This is a genomic window from Hahella sp. CR1 (assembly GCF_029813005.1).
Lineage (GTDB): Bacteria > Pseudomonadota > Gammaproteobacteria > Pseudomonadales > Oleiphilaceae > Hahella.
Genome location: NZ_JAPELK010000007.1, coordinates 130,996 through 147,980 on the forward strand (window position 1 = coordinate 130,996; position 16,985 = coordinate 147,980).

Genomic DNA, 16,985 nt, shown 5'->3' on the forward strand with positions numbered 1-16,985 from the left:
CATGAACGCAATGCAACTTCAGGATGAACGCGAGGAGCTGCCGCTGCATGCATCCCTGGCGGACCCATGCCTTAACTCTATGACGTTTCTCAACGACATCGCCGGGCAATATCCCGACGCGATATCGTTCGCGCCCGGACGCCCGATCGAAACGGACTTTCGAATCGATGATATCGGCCATTATCTGCATCGCTATGTCGAGCATCTCACCCAGCAGAAGCGCCGGCCTGAAAGCGCCGTTATCACTCAGCTGTTTCAATACGGCCCGTCGGAAGGGCATATTCGCGGGCTCATCGCCGAGATGCTGGAGAAAACCGACGGCGTCATCTGTCGCCCCGAAGATATTGTGGTCACCTCCGGCGCCCAGGAAGGAATGATTCTGACTCTGCGCGCCCTGTTCGCCGATCCTCGGGATGTCCTGCTGGTTCCACAGCCGGTGTACGTCGGCATTATCGGCGCCGCCAGACTGCTGGATATCCGGGTTGAAACCTTCGACGTCCACGATCAGGGCGTGGAGATCAGCGAAATCGAAAGCAAAATCCAGACGCTGGAGGCGGCAGGCGACAAGGTCAAAGCGCTGTATATCAACGCCGACTTCTGCAACCCCACGGGCGTTTCTCTGCCTCTCAGTCAGCGCATGGATCTGGTCTGGCTTTCCCACACTTACAACTTCACCGTACTGGAAGACAATCCTTACGGCATTTTCGGCGCGGCGAGCGCCATCAAACCGACGCTGGCTTCTCTGGACAGAAACGGCCGCTCCGTGGCGTACCTGGGCTCGTTCTCCAAAACGCTGTTTCCAGGCGTACGCATGGGGTTTGTTGTATCCCGGCGACTGGCGGAAGCGCTTACCAAAATCAAAAGCATGCTGACGCTCAATACATCGCCGATCTGTCAGGCCGTGGTCGGCGGCGTGTTGCTGGAATGCAAGGGTGACCTGCGATTGCATTGCGAGAGCAGAATCCATTTTTATCAGAACAACCTCAAGCATTTGCTGCATCAGCTTGAGGTCGCCTTTCCCAAAGGCTCGCCCCTGCGTTCGCAAATCACCTGGAACAGACCAGATGGCGGCTTTTTTCTCGTGCTCACGCTGCCGTTCACTGTTAACCTGAAACAGCTTAAAGCCTCAGCGGAACAATACAGCGTACTTTGGACGCCGATGGAAATGTTCTATTCGCCGCCGCGGGAGTCCAATGAAATCCGGCTCTCGTTCAGCTACCTGACGCCGGAGCAGATCAGCGAAGGGGTTTCCCGCCTGCGCAACTTTATCAAGGAATGTGTGGCCGTACATGCGCCTGAGACGGCGGCCGCCAGCTAGAGCAAAGGAGACAAGCTCGTTATGACCGCTTTTTTATATATCGCCTGTATTCTGGTGTGGGGCACGTCATGGTTCGCGATCCACATGCAGTTGGGCGAAGTTCCCATTCTAACGTCCATTTTCTATCGCTTCGCCATCGCCGCATTACTGCTGCTGCCCGCTCTGTTTCTGCTAAAAAAAATCCAGAAGACCCAGCCTGTCGACCACCTGTGGTTCGCCGGGCAGGGGCTGTGCTTTTTTTCCCTGAATTTTCTGTGCTTCTATCACGCCACCCAATACATCCCCAGCGGCATCGTCGCGATCATTTTCTCCACCGTGTTGCTGTTCAACAGCGTCAATCGCTGGCTTTTCCTGCGTCAAAGCACGTCGCAAAGCGAGTTCATCGGCATCGCCTTCGGCATTGCCGGCATTGTGCTTCTGTTCTGGCGGGAACTGACGCAACAACACTTTGGCGCGGACTTTTTTACCGGAATGCTGTTCGCACTACTGGGCACACTCGTATTTTCACTGGGTAATATGATCTCCGTGCGTAATGGAGCCAAGGGCATCACGCCACTCACCGGCAATGGCTATTCAATGGCTTACGGCGCCATGGTGCTGTTAATCGCCGTCTTCGCCACCAACACGCCGCTCAAGTTCAGCTTCACTTCCCAATATATTTTCAGCCTGCTGTATCTGGCGATTTTCGCGTCAGTGCTCGGATTTACGATCTATCTGACTCTGGTGAACAAGATCGGCATCAACAAAGCCGCGTACTGTATGGTGGCGTTCCCTATCGTCGCGATCCTGATCTCCACGCTGTTAGAAGACTATCGGTGGGACGCCACCACATTTTCAGGCGTTGGCGTCATCATCTTCGGTAATTTCTTGATGGTCTCCAAACTCTGGTGGCGACCCGCTTCGCTGGCCAGACAGCAAAGCTGATGCAGCTATCCTTCCATTCATATATTTGCAGGAGTCAATTATGCCCGTCGTCACCATCGCGCAATCCCCCGGCCGGACCTTGGAGCAGAAACGGGATTTGGTGAAAAAGATTACCGACGCCTTTGTGACCAGCTACGGGGTAAAGCCGGAGTCGGTCACGATATTTTTACAGGACTACGACGACAGCAATTGGGGAAAAGCCGGTTTGTTGCACGTTGACGCCAAAGCCGGCAAAGACGGGTAAAGGCTTCCCTGGCAAAGTCGCATAACCCTCTATTTTAGCGGCTGTTTTCTTCCCCCGACCGGCCTATTGCCAATAACGGACAAAAAGGTTAAAAACTCACCAACTATTATAAAGAACTTCTGCAGTACCGGGCCGGATTCATCGCTCCCCGCGGCGAATCCAGCCCACAAAAACTGACCGTGCGCCGGTCCAGCACGGGTGCGCTCGGCCACCGCTTGGCGAAGCCATTTTGGTGGTATGACAGTTGGCTGACCCAGGATTGTTAACCAACCACACGAGAGAAATGGACCATGAAGAAGCTATTGGCCACGCTCTTAATTGGCGGCGCTTGGACCATCGCCGCCAATAGCTACGCTTATGACTGCACAGGCGTAGCCCCTTTTGAAACCGGCGCTATCGGCGCCAACGCCATTCGTCAACATCACGACAACGCTTATCGCTGCAACGTCAGCGGCTGGTGCGGATTGGGCGGAGCCTATGAACCCGGCGTGGGCTGGGCCTGGGAGCAGGCCTGGAACGGGCTCGGCGCCTGCGACGGCGATTCCCCTCCCGATGATGGCGGCCCCGGTGACGACCCCGGCGCCTGCGACGCTCCGCAGTATTCCGCCGGAACCAGCTACAGCGCGGGACAAATCGTGCAGAACATTGGCAATGACTATCGCTGCGATGTCTCCGGCTGGTGCTCGTCCGCAGCCGCCTGGGCGTATGAGCCTGGCGTCGGCAGTAGTTGGAGTTCCGCCTGGACCTTAATTGGGCCTTGCGGCACAGACGACCCCGACAACCCTGATGATCCCGGTCCAGGGCCGGATACGCCATTCTGCGCCAGCGCCTGGAACGCGAGCAAAGTCTATCGCACCGGAGCCGTGGCGGCTTATCAGGGCGGCGTTTACCAGGCCCAGGTGGATGTCTGGGGCATTCCCCCTAACGACCCTACTTATCCCGATCGCTGGAAACTGGTGGGCGTCCCCGATGACAGCTTGTGCCCAGTGCCTATTCCCAACGACATTGACTACGGCGATCCGCAGCCTGTCGACGGCAACCCCAACGCCGGCGTCAGCTTTCCTGGCGACGCCATCGGCGCAGCGCGCATCTCCAATACGCCGTCCACCGGTACGCCGCGCTCTTCGGTTCCGTCCACCGATCCAGGCGGGGATCATCCCGGCTTCGACGCCGATAACGGAGCCCGGGTTTCCAAACTGCCTCCCGGAACCGTGCCGTTGCAGCACAATACTTATTCCCTACGCGCAGGAACGGAAATTGTCACTTACATCGGCGACTGGGCGATCTACGGTCGGCGCTATGACTTCACCAAGCTTCCCGTGAAAAACCTGCATCGCATCGTCTACGGTTTCTCCGGTATCTGTTATCCCGATGCGTCCAGCACTCAGGACCCTGGCTTCCCCACGTCCGCTCCCGCGGCGGTGAATCGCACCTGCAATCAGAGCAATCTGCCTGACGGCGCCATGGCCATCGCCGATTTTGAAGCGGCCTTCGTGCGCAATGTCGGCGTTCCCGGCAGCGTAACGGGAACGGAGAGCATGTATGAGCTGGAGCCAGCCAGTGTTGGCGGCGTATTCGGCGTACTCTATAAACTGAGAAAAGAAAATCCGCACTTGAAACTGGATCTCTCCGTCGGCGGCTGGACCCTGTCTGAAGGCTTTGGCTGGATGTCGCGGGATGACGCCAGACGCAAAGCCTTCGTCGACTCCTTGATCCATTTCTTACAACGCTTTGACTTCGACGGTATCGACATAGACTGGGAATACCCCGCCTCCGACGGCGCCGTTCCTGACGCGGACAGACCGGAAGACGCCGCTAACTATGTGCGTCTGCTGAAGGAAATTCGCGCGGGCATGGACTGGCTGGGACAGAAAACCGGCAAGCATTATCGCCTGTCTTCCGCGATCCCCGCAGGAACCGGTCGTCTCGACCTGATTGACTGGCCCGCCGTGCATCCATATATGGATCGCCTGTATGTGATGACCTATGATCTCACCGGCGCCTGGGAGCGCGAGCTGAGCAATCACACGCCCATGCAGGTCAACCCAAGCGCGCAGGGTTCATCCGCCAATACTTCCGTCACTACGGCGATGTCTTATCTGCAGGGCAAGGGCGTCCCCAATAACAAATTGATGGTCGGCGTGGCGAACTACCATCGCGCCAAGCGCCTCAATAGCTCAGCGGATATAACCGAGTACAGCAACGGAGTCGCCGGTGCGACCACCCACCAGCCCAATCAGGCGCCGGGAACCACTGACTTCATACTCGCCATCGCCGGATACGGCAGCTGGGAAGCCGGTGTTCTGGAAGGCTATGAGATGTATCAAAGCTTCCTTGATCCATCCTTACGGCCTTACAACGGGTACAAGCTGTACACCGACAAAGCCTCCAATGCCGACTATCTCGTACAGCCCGCCATCGGCTCCTTCATCACCATAGAATCACCGCGAACCGCCGCGCTTAAAGCACAGTACGCCAAAGACAACGGCTTCGCCGGCGTCTTCTTCTGGATGGCGGAACAGGATAACGGCTACAACCTCAACGCCGTCAACCATGTTCTCGGCAATACCCTGGTGAACGACGTCGCTAACGGCAAACCGCAAAACCAAATCCCGGTGTGCGGTGAAAATATCAGCGCCAGCGAATGTGAAAACCTAATCAAAAGCCTGCGCTGATTACGCTGAGTAAAACGCAAAAGGCCCTCTGATGAGGGCCTCTTTCTTTATGCTTTGGGGATGCTTGAAACGATACAGGTTTATTGAATACCGTCTTCTTTCGCTGCAACAGCGTAATGCAGCAACAACTTATCCACTTCCGAGGAGGCTTTCTTAACGCCTCGGTCAATATACTGCTGAATGATCTGCCTGGCTTTGGGGTAGTATGGCGTCATATGACCCAGCCCATGTAACGCGCTTTCAATACACGCGGGGTTGCTCAATCCAAGCGCAAACTCCATTACTTCCGCCAGGGCGGAATATAGAGCCTCCTTATCGGGGTTGCCTTCACAATAAGATAGAGGCGTGACATCCCAAAGCATATAACAGCAACAATTCAGCTCGCTCGCTGTCTCGGACTTATGTCCCAAAGCCGCTTCACATCGTATAGCAAAGCAATCTGAGTACATGAGCTTTATCGACTGGATAGCGGCAATTCGCGCGTCCAACGGAGCAGGAGCGTCTCGTAAGTCAAACGCGAAATCAGAGAAGGAGTAGTTATAGAGATACTCAATTCCAGTCCCCAATTGCCAATCGTCGTACCTGTTTAACAGCTCACTCCAGCGATGGTTCAATAGAACGATAAAATCCGGGGCCAAGCTGGGGTCGATATTTATGGGTTCGACCTCCCAACGCCAATCGCCCATTGCCGGGTCATGATCAAACAGAGACAGCAACCACTTTTCGAATAGTTCGTTCGCCATAATTTCCATTAAAAAGATAAAACCAGGGTAGAGTCAGCGCACAATTGGTTCATGTCTATCCTAGAGCCCAAGCTGCCTCGAAAGATCGCCACACAAATCTCCCTTAAAACAGCATCCAAATAAACCGGATCACTCTGATCAGAATCGCGAGGGGAAGGATCAGCATCAATAGTTGGAGGTGGATCATGAATGCGATCCCGCCCTCATTTACATGAGAGGTGCTGATAAAAAAGAGCGCCGTGTAGATCGCCATAAAGATCAGCCCCGGCTGCACAAAATCAGCGCCCCAAACGGCCATTACAGGTAGTAGGAATTGCAGTAATAGAAGCAGGACAAAGTTTGCAGTAGACAAATAATCATACGCCCTTGTCCGCCGCCAGAACATCTCAAACATCCCAAACATAACCGTGTAGACGCCACAGGCCAGCAGCGCCCAATCGGTCCAGTCCGTTAGCCAGGGCGCAAGATATTGTTCATAGAGGTTCATGGAGGCGCTCATCCCTAAGTAAAGTAAAGGTAAAAATAACGACAATGCTCATCTGAGCCGCTCGCCATGTTAGCGATTGCGAGGGCCGGCCACTTTACTCGATAGCTATCAGAACGTACATCCGCGCATTGGACTATTCGATCCTCGCACTTCTTTCTCTCTCTTCTTCCTCGCTCTTTTTCCTTTCTCGGACTCTTTCCGGCTCTCACAAACTGAGAGGAACCGCACACTTTGCATACAAAGTTCAAGATTCAGCCTGTTTCGTCATTTTTTTGACGATTTACGTTAGCTGCGTGTGACGTTTTACAGTCTTTTTCATTTATAGCCATCTACTATTGATCATAAGTTGACATATAACGAAGGAAGTGACCGATGGCTGCTCAAACCACCCAAACCAGATTACTGTCCACCGCGATTTTAGCCGCGACGCTGGCGTTACATGGCTGCGGCGGCGGAGCGGCGGGTGAAAGCTCCGACAACGGCTCTGTCTCCATTCAAGGAGCCACTTCTTCACAGGTGGAAAGCACAAGTTCAGCGTCTGAGGCCAACACGCAAACCGCCACCCAGACGGAGACTTCCACGACTAACGCATCCACCACCAATGACACTGTCGCGGACAGCAGCCAGACCAATTCAGGCTCTTCCACTCAAACCCAGCAGGACACACAACAGACAGAGCAGCAGGACCAAGTCCAGAACGACTCTCAGGATTCCAGCCAGGAAAGCGACGTCGCCCTGGATATCGTCATCAGCCTGCAGCCCGCCTCGCAAAGCGCCGGCAAAGGGGAAAACGTTACTCTGAACGTCAGCGCGTCAGGCAGCGGAGCTTTGAACTATCAGTGGCGTAAAAATGGCGTCGTCATCGCTGACGCCGTGCAGTCTTACCTGAGCCTGTCAAACCTGGACGACAGCGACGCAGGCGTTTATGACGTTATCATCAGCAACGCCACCGGCTCCGTCACCAGCAGCGGCGCAACTTTGTCCCTGACGGTCAACCAAAGCGTGCGTCTGGTCTGGAACACGCCGAATACTCGCGAAGACGGCAGCGCATTGGCCCAACAGGAAATCTCAGCCTACCGCATCTATCACACCACTGAAGACGGCTCCTGGGGCGCCAGCGTGGAAGCGCAGGCGGATGCGACAGACTACACCTTCGGCGGCCTGGGCAGCGGCGTTCACTACTTCGCCGTCACCGTGGTGGACACCTCAGGCATTGAAAGCGACTTCTCCAACATCATGAGCAAGCAGATTTTCTAAGCCCTCCCGGGCTCGTCTTACCGGCTTTTCCCAACGATGTCATTCGGGGCCTTTGGCCCCATTTTTTGTTCTCTCCCCTTCCGTAAAACCGTGTCCGTTTTTTACAAGTCAGCGTCTTCCCGCCGATTTATTCTAGCGCCACATAACTCCTCAACGCCTAAGCCAGTCTCGGCTTCGCGATGAGTTATTGCATGGAAAGCGCCCGGAAACGCGATCCAGCTCTATGGTCAATCTCTTGTGAAGTTTTCAAGGAATACGATTTATGAAGAAGAATCTGATACTTATGGCTGCGGCCGCAACAATGCTTTCCACTCAGGTCAGCGCCGCCGAAACCCTGTTTGAGTATTACAGAAGCACGGCTCAGGCCGGTGTTGGCGGCGAAACCCAGAGAGAATACGAGAGCAAGACACTGCACAGCGCAGAACCTGTGCGCCAACATTACGACCTCAGCGTCAATGGAAGCAGCGCGTCCGCCTCTCTGGATTACAATCTGGAAGTCTCCCACTTCGATAACGGAGCCACACTGAGCTACCGCATTGACGCAGATATCGTCCGCAGCGAGGGAGACCGGAGCGGCGTTACGGTCAGCCACGGCGGCAACTTCCAGCACAGTATCCGCGCTACCGAAGACGGCGTATTGCGCATCAACTTCAGTGTTGAGCAAATGGACCGCAACTGCCCGGAGAGAGGCTCCTGCCTGCCCCTGACCAGCAATGTATCAGCCGGAGGAAATGGCTATAGAGGAAGCATCATTTATGATCCGAAAAACGGATTCAAAGATGGTGTGAGCTATATCGAGATTCCCACTGAAAAAGGCCGCACATACAAAGTCGAGTTCAATTCAGGCGGCAGCATATCCGGCAGCCCGCAATCACAAGGCGTCTCCGCTTCCTATTCCGTCACCTGGGAAATGGACCACCTCTGACAGCCCTCTTCAGTATGCTGGAAGTAAAACTTCCAGCATACTTCCTCTCCCTCAGTCTGATCGTTCTTTCCTATTTTTGCGGGTCTAAGTGCTTGTCTTTGTGCTTGCCCTTGCTCTTCAGAAAGGCGCATTAAATTTCTGTAAAGAGCGCCCAAAACAACTGTGGGTAATCGCCACGGAGGCCTCTGAGAGCCTTTAAAGAGCGTCTGTAAACCCCTGCAAATCCTGGTTTTCATGACCAAATTGAAACTTGCTGACGATGGCTTTAAGCGGCTAAAAATAGCGTGACCTTAAACTGTCATTTTCTTCTATTAGTTTGTACTCTACTGATTGTGAATGAGAAATCTAATTAGGGATATAACGATGAAACAGTATTTCACTTGGCCGAAGTGTCTCCCCTGGATCGCCGCGGCCGCGCTCAGCGCAGGAGTTACCGCAGCGCAGGCCAAGCAACCGGCGGTCGCCACCGCAGCCGCCGACCACCCTATCGTCATCGGCCATCGGGGCGCTCCCGGATACCGTCCTGAGCACACGCTCGCCAGCTACTGGCTGGCCATTCGCCAGGGCGCGGATTTTATCGAACCCGACCTCGTGCCAACCAAAGACGGACACCTGATCGCCCGCCATGAAAACGAGCTGGGCGGCTCCACTGACGTAGCGGATCACCCTGAATTCGCCGACCGCAAAACCACCAAAATGATCGACGGCGTCGCCATGACCGGCTGGTTTAGTGAAGACTTCACCCTGGCGGAAATCAAAACCTTGCGCGCCAAAGAGCGCATTCCGGAGGTACGTCCTCGCAACACGCGCTTTGACGGCAAGTTCGCCATTCCCACGCTGGAAGAAATTATCGGCATGGTGCGCCTGATCGAACATAACACTGGTAAAAAAGTCGGCCTCTATCCAGAAACCAAGCACCCCACTTACTTCGCGAAAGAAGGCGAGTTTCTGGAAGGCGGCAAAATCAATATGTCCATCGGCCGCAAGTTGATTGAAACCCTGGTCAGCGAAAACTTCACCGATCCCACGCGGGTTTACATTCAATCCTTCGAGGTTGAAAACCTGATGGAATTGCAGAAGGACATCATGCCCAGCAACAACGTGGATCTGCCGCTGGTGCAGTTGTATGGCGACTTTGACGATGTCTACGTACAACCGGACAGCAACTTCTCTCGCCCCTACGACATGTACTACAACGCGAAACACGGCGCGGACATGGCGATGATCTATGGCGAGCTGAATGACCTGATCGAGGGCGGCGTCACCGATACAACCGGGTACGGCAAACTGGTCAGCCCGGAAACCGTCAAGTTTATTGCGGACAACTACGCGGAAGGCGTCGGACCCTGGAAAAACAGCTTCCTGCTGCGCGCCAGCCTTGACGAGAAAGAAGACACCAACGGCGATGGCAAAGCTGAAGTTGGCAGCAAGCTGACCGGCGGCGTGCACCCCTTCCTGCAGGAAGCCCTGGCTAACGGACTGGAGATTCACCCTTACACGTTACGCGTGGAAGAACAGTTCCTGACCCTGCATCCGAACAACGAACCACAGACGCTGACTGGCGAAGCCATTCAAATGCTTGGTCTTGGGGTAAGCGGGTTCTTCACGGATAACCCTGACCTGGGCGTCAGAGCGCGAGACATGTTCCTGAAAATCAACGAAGAAAGACCAAGACATAGGAACAAAAAGTAAGACTTAACATTTCAGGGGAGGACCCGCCTCCCCTTTCTTCACAGCTGGCTAGTCCCTGAACTTGGGCTCACGCTTCTGCATCTGCGCCATCATGGCTTCCTGAATATCTTCGCTGATCAACATCGCCGCATTCCAGGTAGCGACGTAATTCAGACTGTCCGCGACGCTATGATCACGTGTGTATTTGATCATCTCTTTCGTGCCGCGAATCGCTAAAGGCGACTTGCTGGCGATCACCTGAGCGGTTTCCATGACGCCCGCCATCAAGGCTTCCGGCGACTCATACACACGATTAACCAGACCAATGGCCCGCGCCTCTTCCGCGTCGACTTTACGACCGGTATACGCCAGCTCCCGCATGACGCCATCGCCAATGATATGCGGCAGTCTTTGCAACGTGCCCACATCCGCCGTCATGCCGATATCGATTTCCTTGATCTGCAGATAGCCTTCCGCAGAGATGTAGCGCATATCGCAACTCGCCACCATATCCACGCCGCCGCCGATACAACCGCCATGCAAGGCGGCAAGCACGGGTTTACGGCAGTCTTCAATGGCGGAGAGACAGCCTTGCAGCTTGAGAATCAGACGGCGCAGCTCTTCGCGACGACGACCGTCGCACTTTTCCTTGCCGGTCATCACAGAAGCGAAGTCCATCAGGTCGATACCTGAGCAGAAGTGCTTACCCGCGCCGCGCAGCACCACTACCCGCACGGTGCTTTCCTGATCCGCCCGGCGAAACGCCAGACCGATTTCTTCCCACATCGCCATGTTCAGCGCATTGGCTTTGTCGGGACGATTCAATTCAATGACGGCGACGCCGCCTTCCTGTGTAACGCTAAGTGTTGAGTATTCTGACATTATTAGTATCCACTCTCTTTCTATTATTGATGTCGCCAGTTTTCCGAACCAGCCAGAAGACTTGGCGAAACCTGGACGTAGCCCTGTCCCGGCAAGCCTTCAAAAAAGCGCATCGGGCGCGGCTCGCTCAGGGCCACTCCCAACAACTGCTCTTCACGCCATTGAAACAGCCCATAGCCACAGGCCGCACCTTCAGCAAATTCCGCCACCGCCAAGTCGCCATGCAGACGAAACGGCGCCCCGGACAGCAGTTCCGACATGGTCGAACCACGCCGCTTCACTTCCGCCTCTTTCAGCGTCCAAATGCGAAAGAAGCATTGCGCCTGACTTTCTTCAGGTTGCCCGCACACCCACTGATATTCCTGCTCCGTATAAAATCGACGCGCCAACGCCTTGACGTTGCGCCGCTCCGCGCGCTCAAGATCGAGCCCTACAGGCGTCTTCGCGATCGCCACCGCCACCCAGGCGCCGGCATGGGCGATGCTGAAACACCAGGCCGCATCCTTATCGCTCAGAAATGGCTTGCCCTTGTCGCTGATGGCAATCGCGACCTCCGCCGGCTCGCAGTGCAGCCTTTCCGCCAGTTGAGTCCGAGCCAATGCCCGCCCCAGCAAAAAGCTTAAACGCCCCTCGGGAAAACGAAACGAGGAAAGCCGTTCGTCTTCTCCGGGACCCAGCATGGCGCAGTAACGGCCATCAAGGCCCGGGTCGATCTGGCGAATATCAGCAAGATAGATGGCGCATTCAGGATGCTCGGAGGTAGACACGTTCACTAATCCGGGAGAATAAAGGCCTGTTATATAACAGATTTAAAGGCAGGTGTAAGGGCTTGCGGGCAAACTTTCCAACATTTCACCCGCATCGCGCCAGAGTTTGCGGCGATAAGTCACAGAAGAAGGGCCCCTGCGTGTATAGGGGCCGCCGGCTTAACACCGGTCTTTGAGTATGATTGAGGTTGGTTTCAGAGGGGCTAAAAAAACAGGGACCATCCAGGTCCCTATTCACACAAAAGAAAGCGTTCAGCTACATCTTTTGGCGTTATGTTGTTTTGTTCAGCGGGCTATTACACCCGGCGAGTCACAGTAGAAACGCGCAGTGCTTCAAGTGCGCTCATTTCAAATTCCACCGGAGGAGCTTTGACTTCCGCCTTTTTCTCCTCAACTTGCTTACTGGAACGCTTATCGCCGACGATTCGTCCCATCAGTGTTTCACGAAGACTTTTCAACATGGACTTACTAGCTCACTACCGTATCAATACAACAACGCTTAGCTTTTCGCGAACGTCTATATTGCCACTGAGTTAGCTCGTTTTCCGTGAGAGATACGGCGTTACAAACCCAAACTACGTCACACTTCCGCCCGAAAAGGGCAGAAAGTGACCATTTTGGGCGCCTTATCAGGCTGCGGAGGAAAGATCGAGATAGTCTTCCAGCTCCTTACGGAAAGCCGCCTGCACCCCTAATCGCATCATCATCCAGTAGTGACCGGCGATCATCCTGTCGATAAACAGGCTCTCCACGGGCGGCTGGAAAAAGTCCATGTACTTGAAAACGGTGGTAGCCTTGGACGCCACCTGCTTATGCAGATTAGAGCTGGCGAAGTCGAATTCCTCATCCTTGCTGCGGAACGGACGTATGAAGATATCCCGCCACATGGCGTAGTAGTCCTGCTCCACCGCCGGCTTTCCGCTCACTCTGACGCCCAGGTCCACCAGATAATTGTCCAGCGCGTCATAATCCGCATTGAGCCCCGCCGTCAAAGCCTGACTGTAGGCGTGCACTATCTCCGGCTTCAGGCGTTTTACGCAGCCGAAGTCATACATGATGATGGAGCCGTCAGGGCGAAACGCGAAGTTGCCCGCGTGAGGGTCGCCATGAATCGCGTGAAACTTGAATAGCTGATCCGCCATGATGCGGAACAGGCGTCGACCGATCAGGTTAATGACGTCTTGCCCGTATGCCTCTGCGCTGACCGCGCTGATGTGATCCCCTTCCACGCACTCCATGGTCAACACCCGCTTACTGGATAGCTGACGCACGACGCTGGGAATGATCAAACCTTCGTCCTTGGCGTGAAAGCGCTGGAAATCCGCAATGTTGCGGGCTTCATTCTCATAATCCAGCTCTTCATTAAGACGCTCGCGAATTTCCTCGAACAGCTGATCAACGCTTTCTTTTGGCAGCTTGAGCAATCCCCCCAGCTTCAGCGTCAACTTAAGCTGCTTGAGGTCAGAGTCCACGGACCGATCCACGCCTGGATACTGCACTTTGACGATAACCTCTTTACCATCCAGCGTCATCGCCTTGTGAACCTGGCCTATGGATGCCGCTGCGTAGGGTTCCTCGCTGAATTCTTTGAACAGTTCTTCCGGCGCCGCGCCCAGCTCTCTCTCGACCTGCTTGGCGATCACCTCATAGTCCATGGGCGGCGCTTCTTTCTGCAAGCGCTGCAATGCCTGAGAAAACTCTTTAGGTAAAAAATCCTGGGTCTGGGAGGCGATCTGCCCCACTTTCATCACCGCGCCTTTTAATTCGCCAAGGGTGTCGGCGATTTGATTGGCCATCTTGTCGTAGGCCTTGGCTTGACGCTCCTCCTTGTCCTCTTCATTGAAGGCGCGTCGTACCCGCTCCGCCGCATAACTGCCCGCCACGGACGCCGTCATGCCGGCCAGCTTCAGAAACCGCTTGGTCCTGGTAGCCGGCGCTGTTTTTTGCTTGCTGTCGTCCTTTGTCCGCTTAGCCAAAATTTACCTCCACGGCGATTAAACTCTCTGGCGGAACTAGCATACTCCATACGTTAACCAGGGTTAACATGGTTTGCTTTACAAGTTTTTCAGACAACAGCGGAAGTCGCCAGTTTTGACGTGAGATTGCGTAAATATGTGGGGGTCGCGCCGATAGGGGGAGAGAAAAGATCAGCCGGGATTGTTGCTGGAAAGCGGGCCGTTACGGATTTTGTTGATCAGAGAGTCGTAGCGGGAAAGAAGGGATTCAATCTGTTTGAGGTCTTTGCGAATCCTGTCGCTCTGCAACATGCTGCCGCCCAAATTGAATTCGACCTCGTAGTCAAAACAGCTACACACCTTCTGGCGGTCTTTGACATTGATTTCAACTTTTTTGATGGCGATGTCGCCGAAGTCCATGGGCAGCTTGAGAGAAATGACCGCTTTGCCCCCGACCTGAAGGTTTTCATCCGTGCGCAACAGCATACCTTCCGCGGAAAATTGCAGAATCTGCACCTTTACCCACTCCCGCGACAACAGTCCTCGCTTGATTTTTAATTCAGCATGCAGGTGGGTAGCTGGATTTTTCAACCGACTCCTTGGGGACGCCTTCATTTCTGGTTCTCGCGACAAACGACCGCCGAAACTCTAACCAAACGACCGTTTAAAAGCAAAAAAATGTTGATAGCGCCCACTTTCCCCCTAGCGGTGACTTTTTATCACATCACAACTCCTTTCCAAGCCTTTGGGGACGCGCACTTCACTGAATTCGCTCGTTATTTTTCATAGGTCGTGGCGCGGTTGCGTCCGCCTTGTTTGGAAGCGTACAAGGCGTTGTCCGCGCGCTCGATCCATTCTTTATGATCTTTAATCTTTTTATCCAGTTCAGCCAGCCCCAGGCTGATAGTGAAACGGATATCTTGCCCCTCGTGAGTGACTTCCAGATTCTCAATGCGGGAGCGCAGGCGCTCAGCGAAGTTCATGGCGTTTTTGCAGTCGGTATTCACCAAAATGACGCCGAATTCTTCACCGCCATAGCGGCCGGCGATATCCGTACTGCGCATGGTTTCCCGCAACGTGGCGGCCACCAGGCGAATCACTTCATCCCCGGCGGGGTGACCATAGGTGTCGTTGACCTTCTTGAAGTGATCAATATCGAACATGATCAGCGTGCTCGCCTCATTGGTGCGCTTCAGCCGCTGGTACTCTTTCACCAATTGCTCTTCCCAATAGCCGCGGTTATTGAGCTGAGTCAGCCGGTCGATGCGGCTGAGCTTCTCCAGTTTGGAGTTGGCGGCTTCCAACTGGCGGCGGTTACTGGCGATATCGGTGACGTCGTATATGATCAGACAGATGTTCTGCACTTCGCCGTTAGGCGACACCAAAGGGGTAATGGTGATGTTTTGGTACATGAACTCTTCCGTCCCGGTGATAGGACGGTAGTTTTTGAAGCGAAACAGAAATGGACGCTGCTCCCAGGTGGTGAAGGTGCGGTTCTTGAGCAGGAATACGGATTGGGTTTTGTGCTTGAACCACTCCTCAGGGATTTCCTTGAAGACATCGAACAGCACCTGATCCTTCACCACATGCGGCCTCAGCCCGCTATGGTTCTCCATGAAGCTGTTCCAGACGTTGATGCGGTATTCCGAGTCCAGCACCACCAATCCGACATCGATGGTCTGGAGCATATCCATTACCCAGTGGAATTCAGTAATGTCGAAGTGATTCTCAGCCATGGATTTATCGTTTTCCTTTTATTTTTTATTACATACGCCTGACATTACGTACGCCCTATATTAGATACGCCACTTTATCGCGAAATACCGGCAGCGAGTCTTCCGTAAAAAGCAGCAGCAGATCGCAATTGATGTTGTAGTTCTCAATGCTGTAGCAAATCTCGATGGCCAGGGTTTTGGTCCAGCGCCAGTTGTTGTTGCTCAACAGATCGCCGACGTTCACATGCTGCCCCAGCACCACCGGATGCCCCTGGCTGAAGGCGATGTCCAACTGTTCGGCGATGCCTTTGATGCAGGCGCCGATCAGCACTGAGGACACATCCATCAGCAGCTCCAGTTCAACCAGTTCATTCAGTTTGCCGTCATAACGCATCAGCTTCGCCATGTCCTTGAAGCTGGAGTCATGGAACAGCAGGAAGGCTTCGCCGGCGATGCCGGAGCCGATAAACCCCTGACACACGCCAGAATACGTATCGTTGTCCTCCGTCGCCTGCAGCGCCATTTGCAGTTCAGATATTTCCAGCAGATTCACCCGTGGTATCGGCAGCAACACAAACACGTCCAGTAAACGCGCCAGCAGGTCGGCCGCCTGCCCCATGGCGACGTTGGCCACCTCCTGAAAGGCGTCGAACATGGAAATAGCGCCCTGATGGCTGACGGTGCGGTCCACCGCCGGGGCGGACTTCTTGGCCGGCGCATCGGACTCGGTGTAAAGACCGGTCTTCTGCAGAATCGCCGTCAACTCGTCGCCGTTGATCGGCTTTTTAATGAAATCGAAAGCGCCCAGCCCAATTACGCGTTTTCTGGCGTCGGGCTGAATATCGCCGGATACGACAATGACGATCGTCGGCAACTCTTCCTTGCTGATCACCTCAAGCGTCTGATAGCCGTCCATAACCGGCATATTGAGGTCGAGAAATAACACATCCCCCAGCCCCTGATGAATCAGGTCAATCGCTTCCTGGCCGTTGGCGGCGAAACTGACCTCAACATCCCAGCCCGCAGGCAGCGACTTGGCCATCTGCTTGCGCGCCACGCCTGAGTCATCGCAAATAAGAATGGGAATGGTCATGTATAAGTCCAGTTATAGTTGTCTGCATGTACGATAGCGGTTGTTTGAATATGACTACTGAATCAAGCGAACGGTCTCCACCTGAGTTTCGCCAGTAGCCAATTTGCAGGCGGTCAAAATCTCCCTCTGGTTGGCTTATGAAGTCGAAATTTTAGGCGCGCTCTTGCCGATATCCTGTAGATAAGTAAAGATCATCTTGCCCTTATTGGCAAAAAAGAGCCGTCCATGACTGCTTGGAAAATTTAGAAAAATTGCCCGATGGCGCTTATAATCCGCGCGTTGCTTGCGCCGCGCCAAGGTTCCCGCGCGCTCAGCCGGATTCATTCAGC

The 16,985-nt window shown here is 54.4% G+C and carries 17 protein-coding genes; 7 read left to right on the forward strand and 10 right to left on the reverse strand.

What is annotated here, in order from left to right:
- The first annotated feature begins 1 nt into the window (after position 1).
- From ONV78_RS18010 to ONV78_RS18025, 4 genes are all read left to right on the forward strand, one after another.
- On the forward strand, positions 2–1,318 hold the full coding sequence (locus ONV78_RS18010) for a PLP-dependent aminotransferase family protein (RefSeq protein ID WP_279505217.1): 1,317 nt from the start codon (positions 2–4) through the stop codon (positions 1,316–1,318).
- 21 nt (positions 1,319–1,339) lie between these two features.
- On the forward strand, positions 1,340–2,242 hold the full coding sequence (locus ONV78_RS18015) for a DMT family transporter (protein ID WP_279505218.1): 903 nt from the start codon (positions 1,340–1,342) through the stop codon (positions 2,240–2,242).
- A 40-nt stretch (positions 2,243–2,282) separates the two neighbouring features.
- A complete protein-coding gene (locus ONV78_RS18020) occupies positions 2,283–2,486 on the forward strand; it encodes a 4-oxalocrotonate tautomerase family protein (protein ID WP_216739733.1) in 204 nt (67 codons plus the stop codon).
- Between the two features lie 290 nt (positions 2,487–2,776).
- A complete protein-coding gene (locus tag ONV78_RS18025) occupies positions 2,777–5,161 on the forward strand; it encodes a glycosyl hydrolase family 18 protein (protein WP_279505220.1) in 2,385 nt (794 codons plus the stop codon).
- An 80-nt stretch (positions 5,162–5,241) separates the two neighbouring features.
- Here the strand turns inward: ONV78_RS18025 and ONV78_RS18030 are convergent, their stop codons facing one another.
- Complete coding sequence (locus ONV78_RS18030; protein WP_279505221.1) at positions 5,242–5,904, reverse strand: hypothetical protein; 663 nt, start codon at positions 5,902–5,904, stop codon at positions 5,242–5,244.
- A gap of 103 nt (positions 5,905–6,007) precedes the next feature.
- Entirely contained in the window at positions 6,008–6,391 is a 384-nt protein-coding gene (locus tag ONV78_RS18035) for a hypothetical protein (RefSeq protein WP_279505222.1), read from the reverse strand.
- Between the two features lie 372 nt (positions 6,392–6,763).
- Here ONV78_RS18035 and ONV78_RS18040 point away from each other — a divergent pair, with 372 nt between their 5' ends.
- From ONV78_RS18040 to ONV78_RS18050, 3 genes are all read left to right on the forward strand, one after another.
- Positions 6,764–7,648 (forward strand): immunoglobulin domain-containing protein, encoded by an 885-nt coding sequence (locus ONV78_RS18040; protein WP_279505224.1) that lies wholly within the window; start codon positions 6,764–6,766, stop codon positions 7,646–7,648.
- A 262-nt stretch (positions 7,649–7,910) separates the two neighbouring features.
- Complete coding sequence (locus ONV78_RS18045; RefSeq protein WP_279505225.1) at positions 7,911–8,573, forward strand: hypothetical protein; 663 nt, start codon at positions 7,911–7,913, stop codon at positions 8,571–8,573.
- A gap of 363 nt (positions 8,574–8,936) precedes the next feature.
- Positions 8,937–10,265 carry a glycerophosphodiester phosphodiesterase family protein gene (locus ONV78_RS18050; RefSeq protein ID WP_279505226.1) on the forward strand — a complete coding sequence of 443 codons (1,329 nt, stop codon included), beginning with the start codon at positions 8,937–8,939 and terminating at the stop codon, positions 10,263–10,265.
- 48 nt (positions 10,266–10,313) lie between these two features.
- Here ONV78_RS18050 and ONV78_RS18055 read toward each other — a convergent pair whose 3' ends face one another.
- The 8 genes from ONV78_RS18055 to ONV78_RS18090 all read right to left on the reverse strand — a co-directional run bounded on the left by ONV78_RS18055 (position 10,314) and on the right by ONV78_RS18090 (position 16,980).
- Positions 10,314–11,126, reverse strand: coding sequence for a crotonase/enoyl-CoA hydratase family protein (locus ONV78_RS18055; protein WP_127972841.1), 813 nt, complete (start codon positions 11,124–11,126; stop codon positions 10,314–10,316).
- 23 nt (positions 11,127–11,149) lie between these two features.
- Positions 11,150–11,893: a 4'-phosphopantetheinyl transferase superfamily protein gene (locus tag ONV78_RS18060; RefSeq protein WP_279505228.1), complete on the reverse strand. Its 744-nt coding sequence runs from the start codon at positions 11,891–11,893 to the stop codon at positions 11,150–11,152.
- A 296-nt stretch (positions 11,894–12,189) separates the two neighbouring features.
- On the reverse strand, positions 12,190–12,354 hold the full coding sequence (locus ONV78_RS18065; RefSeq protein WP_279505234.1) for a hypothetical protein: 165 nt from the start codon (positions 12,352–12,354) through the stop codon (positions 12,190–12,192).
- Between the two features lie 168 nt (positions 12,355–12,522).
- Positions 12,523–13,869: an AarF/ABC1/UbiB kinase family protein gene (locus ONV78_RS18070; protein ID WP_216739743.1), complete on the reverse strand. Its 1,347-nt coding sequence runs from the start codon at positions 13,867–13,869 to the stop codon at positions 12,523–12,525.
- A 171-nt stretch (positions 13,870–14,040) separates the two neighbouring features.
- On the reverse strand, positions 14,041–14,439 hold the full coding sequence (locus tag ONV78_RS18075; protein WP_253938668.1) for a hypothetical protein: 399 nt from the start codon (positions 14,437–14,439) through the stop codon (positions 14,041–14,043).
- A 185-nt stretch (positions 14,440–14,624) separates the two neighbouring features.
- Positions 14,625–15,584, reverse strand: a complete 960-nt coding sequence (locus tag ONV78_RS18080) for a diguanylate cyclase (protein WP_279505235.1) — start codon at positions 15,582–15,584, stop codon at positions 14,625–14,627.
- Between the two features lie 55 nt (positions 15,585–15,639).
- Positions 15,640–16,656, reverse strand: a complete 1,017-nt coding sequence (locus ONV78_RS18085) for a response regulator (protein WP_279505237.1) — start codon at positions 16,654–16,656, stop codon at positions 15,640–15,642.
- Between the two features lie 135 nt (positions 16,657–16,791).
- On the reverse strand, positions 16,792–16,980 hold the full coding sequence (locus ONV78_RS18090; protein WP_279505239.1) for a hypothetical protein: 189 nt from the start codon (positions 16,978–16,980) through the stop codon (positions 16,792–16,794).
- Between the last annotated feature and the right edge of the window lie 5 nt (positions 16,981–16,985).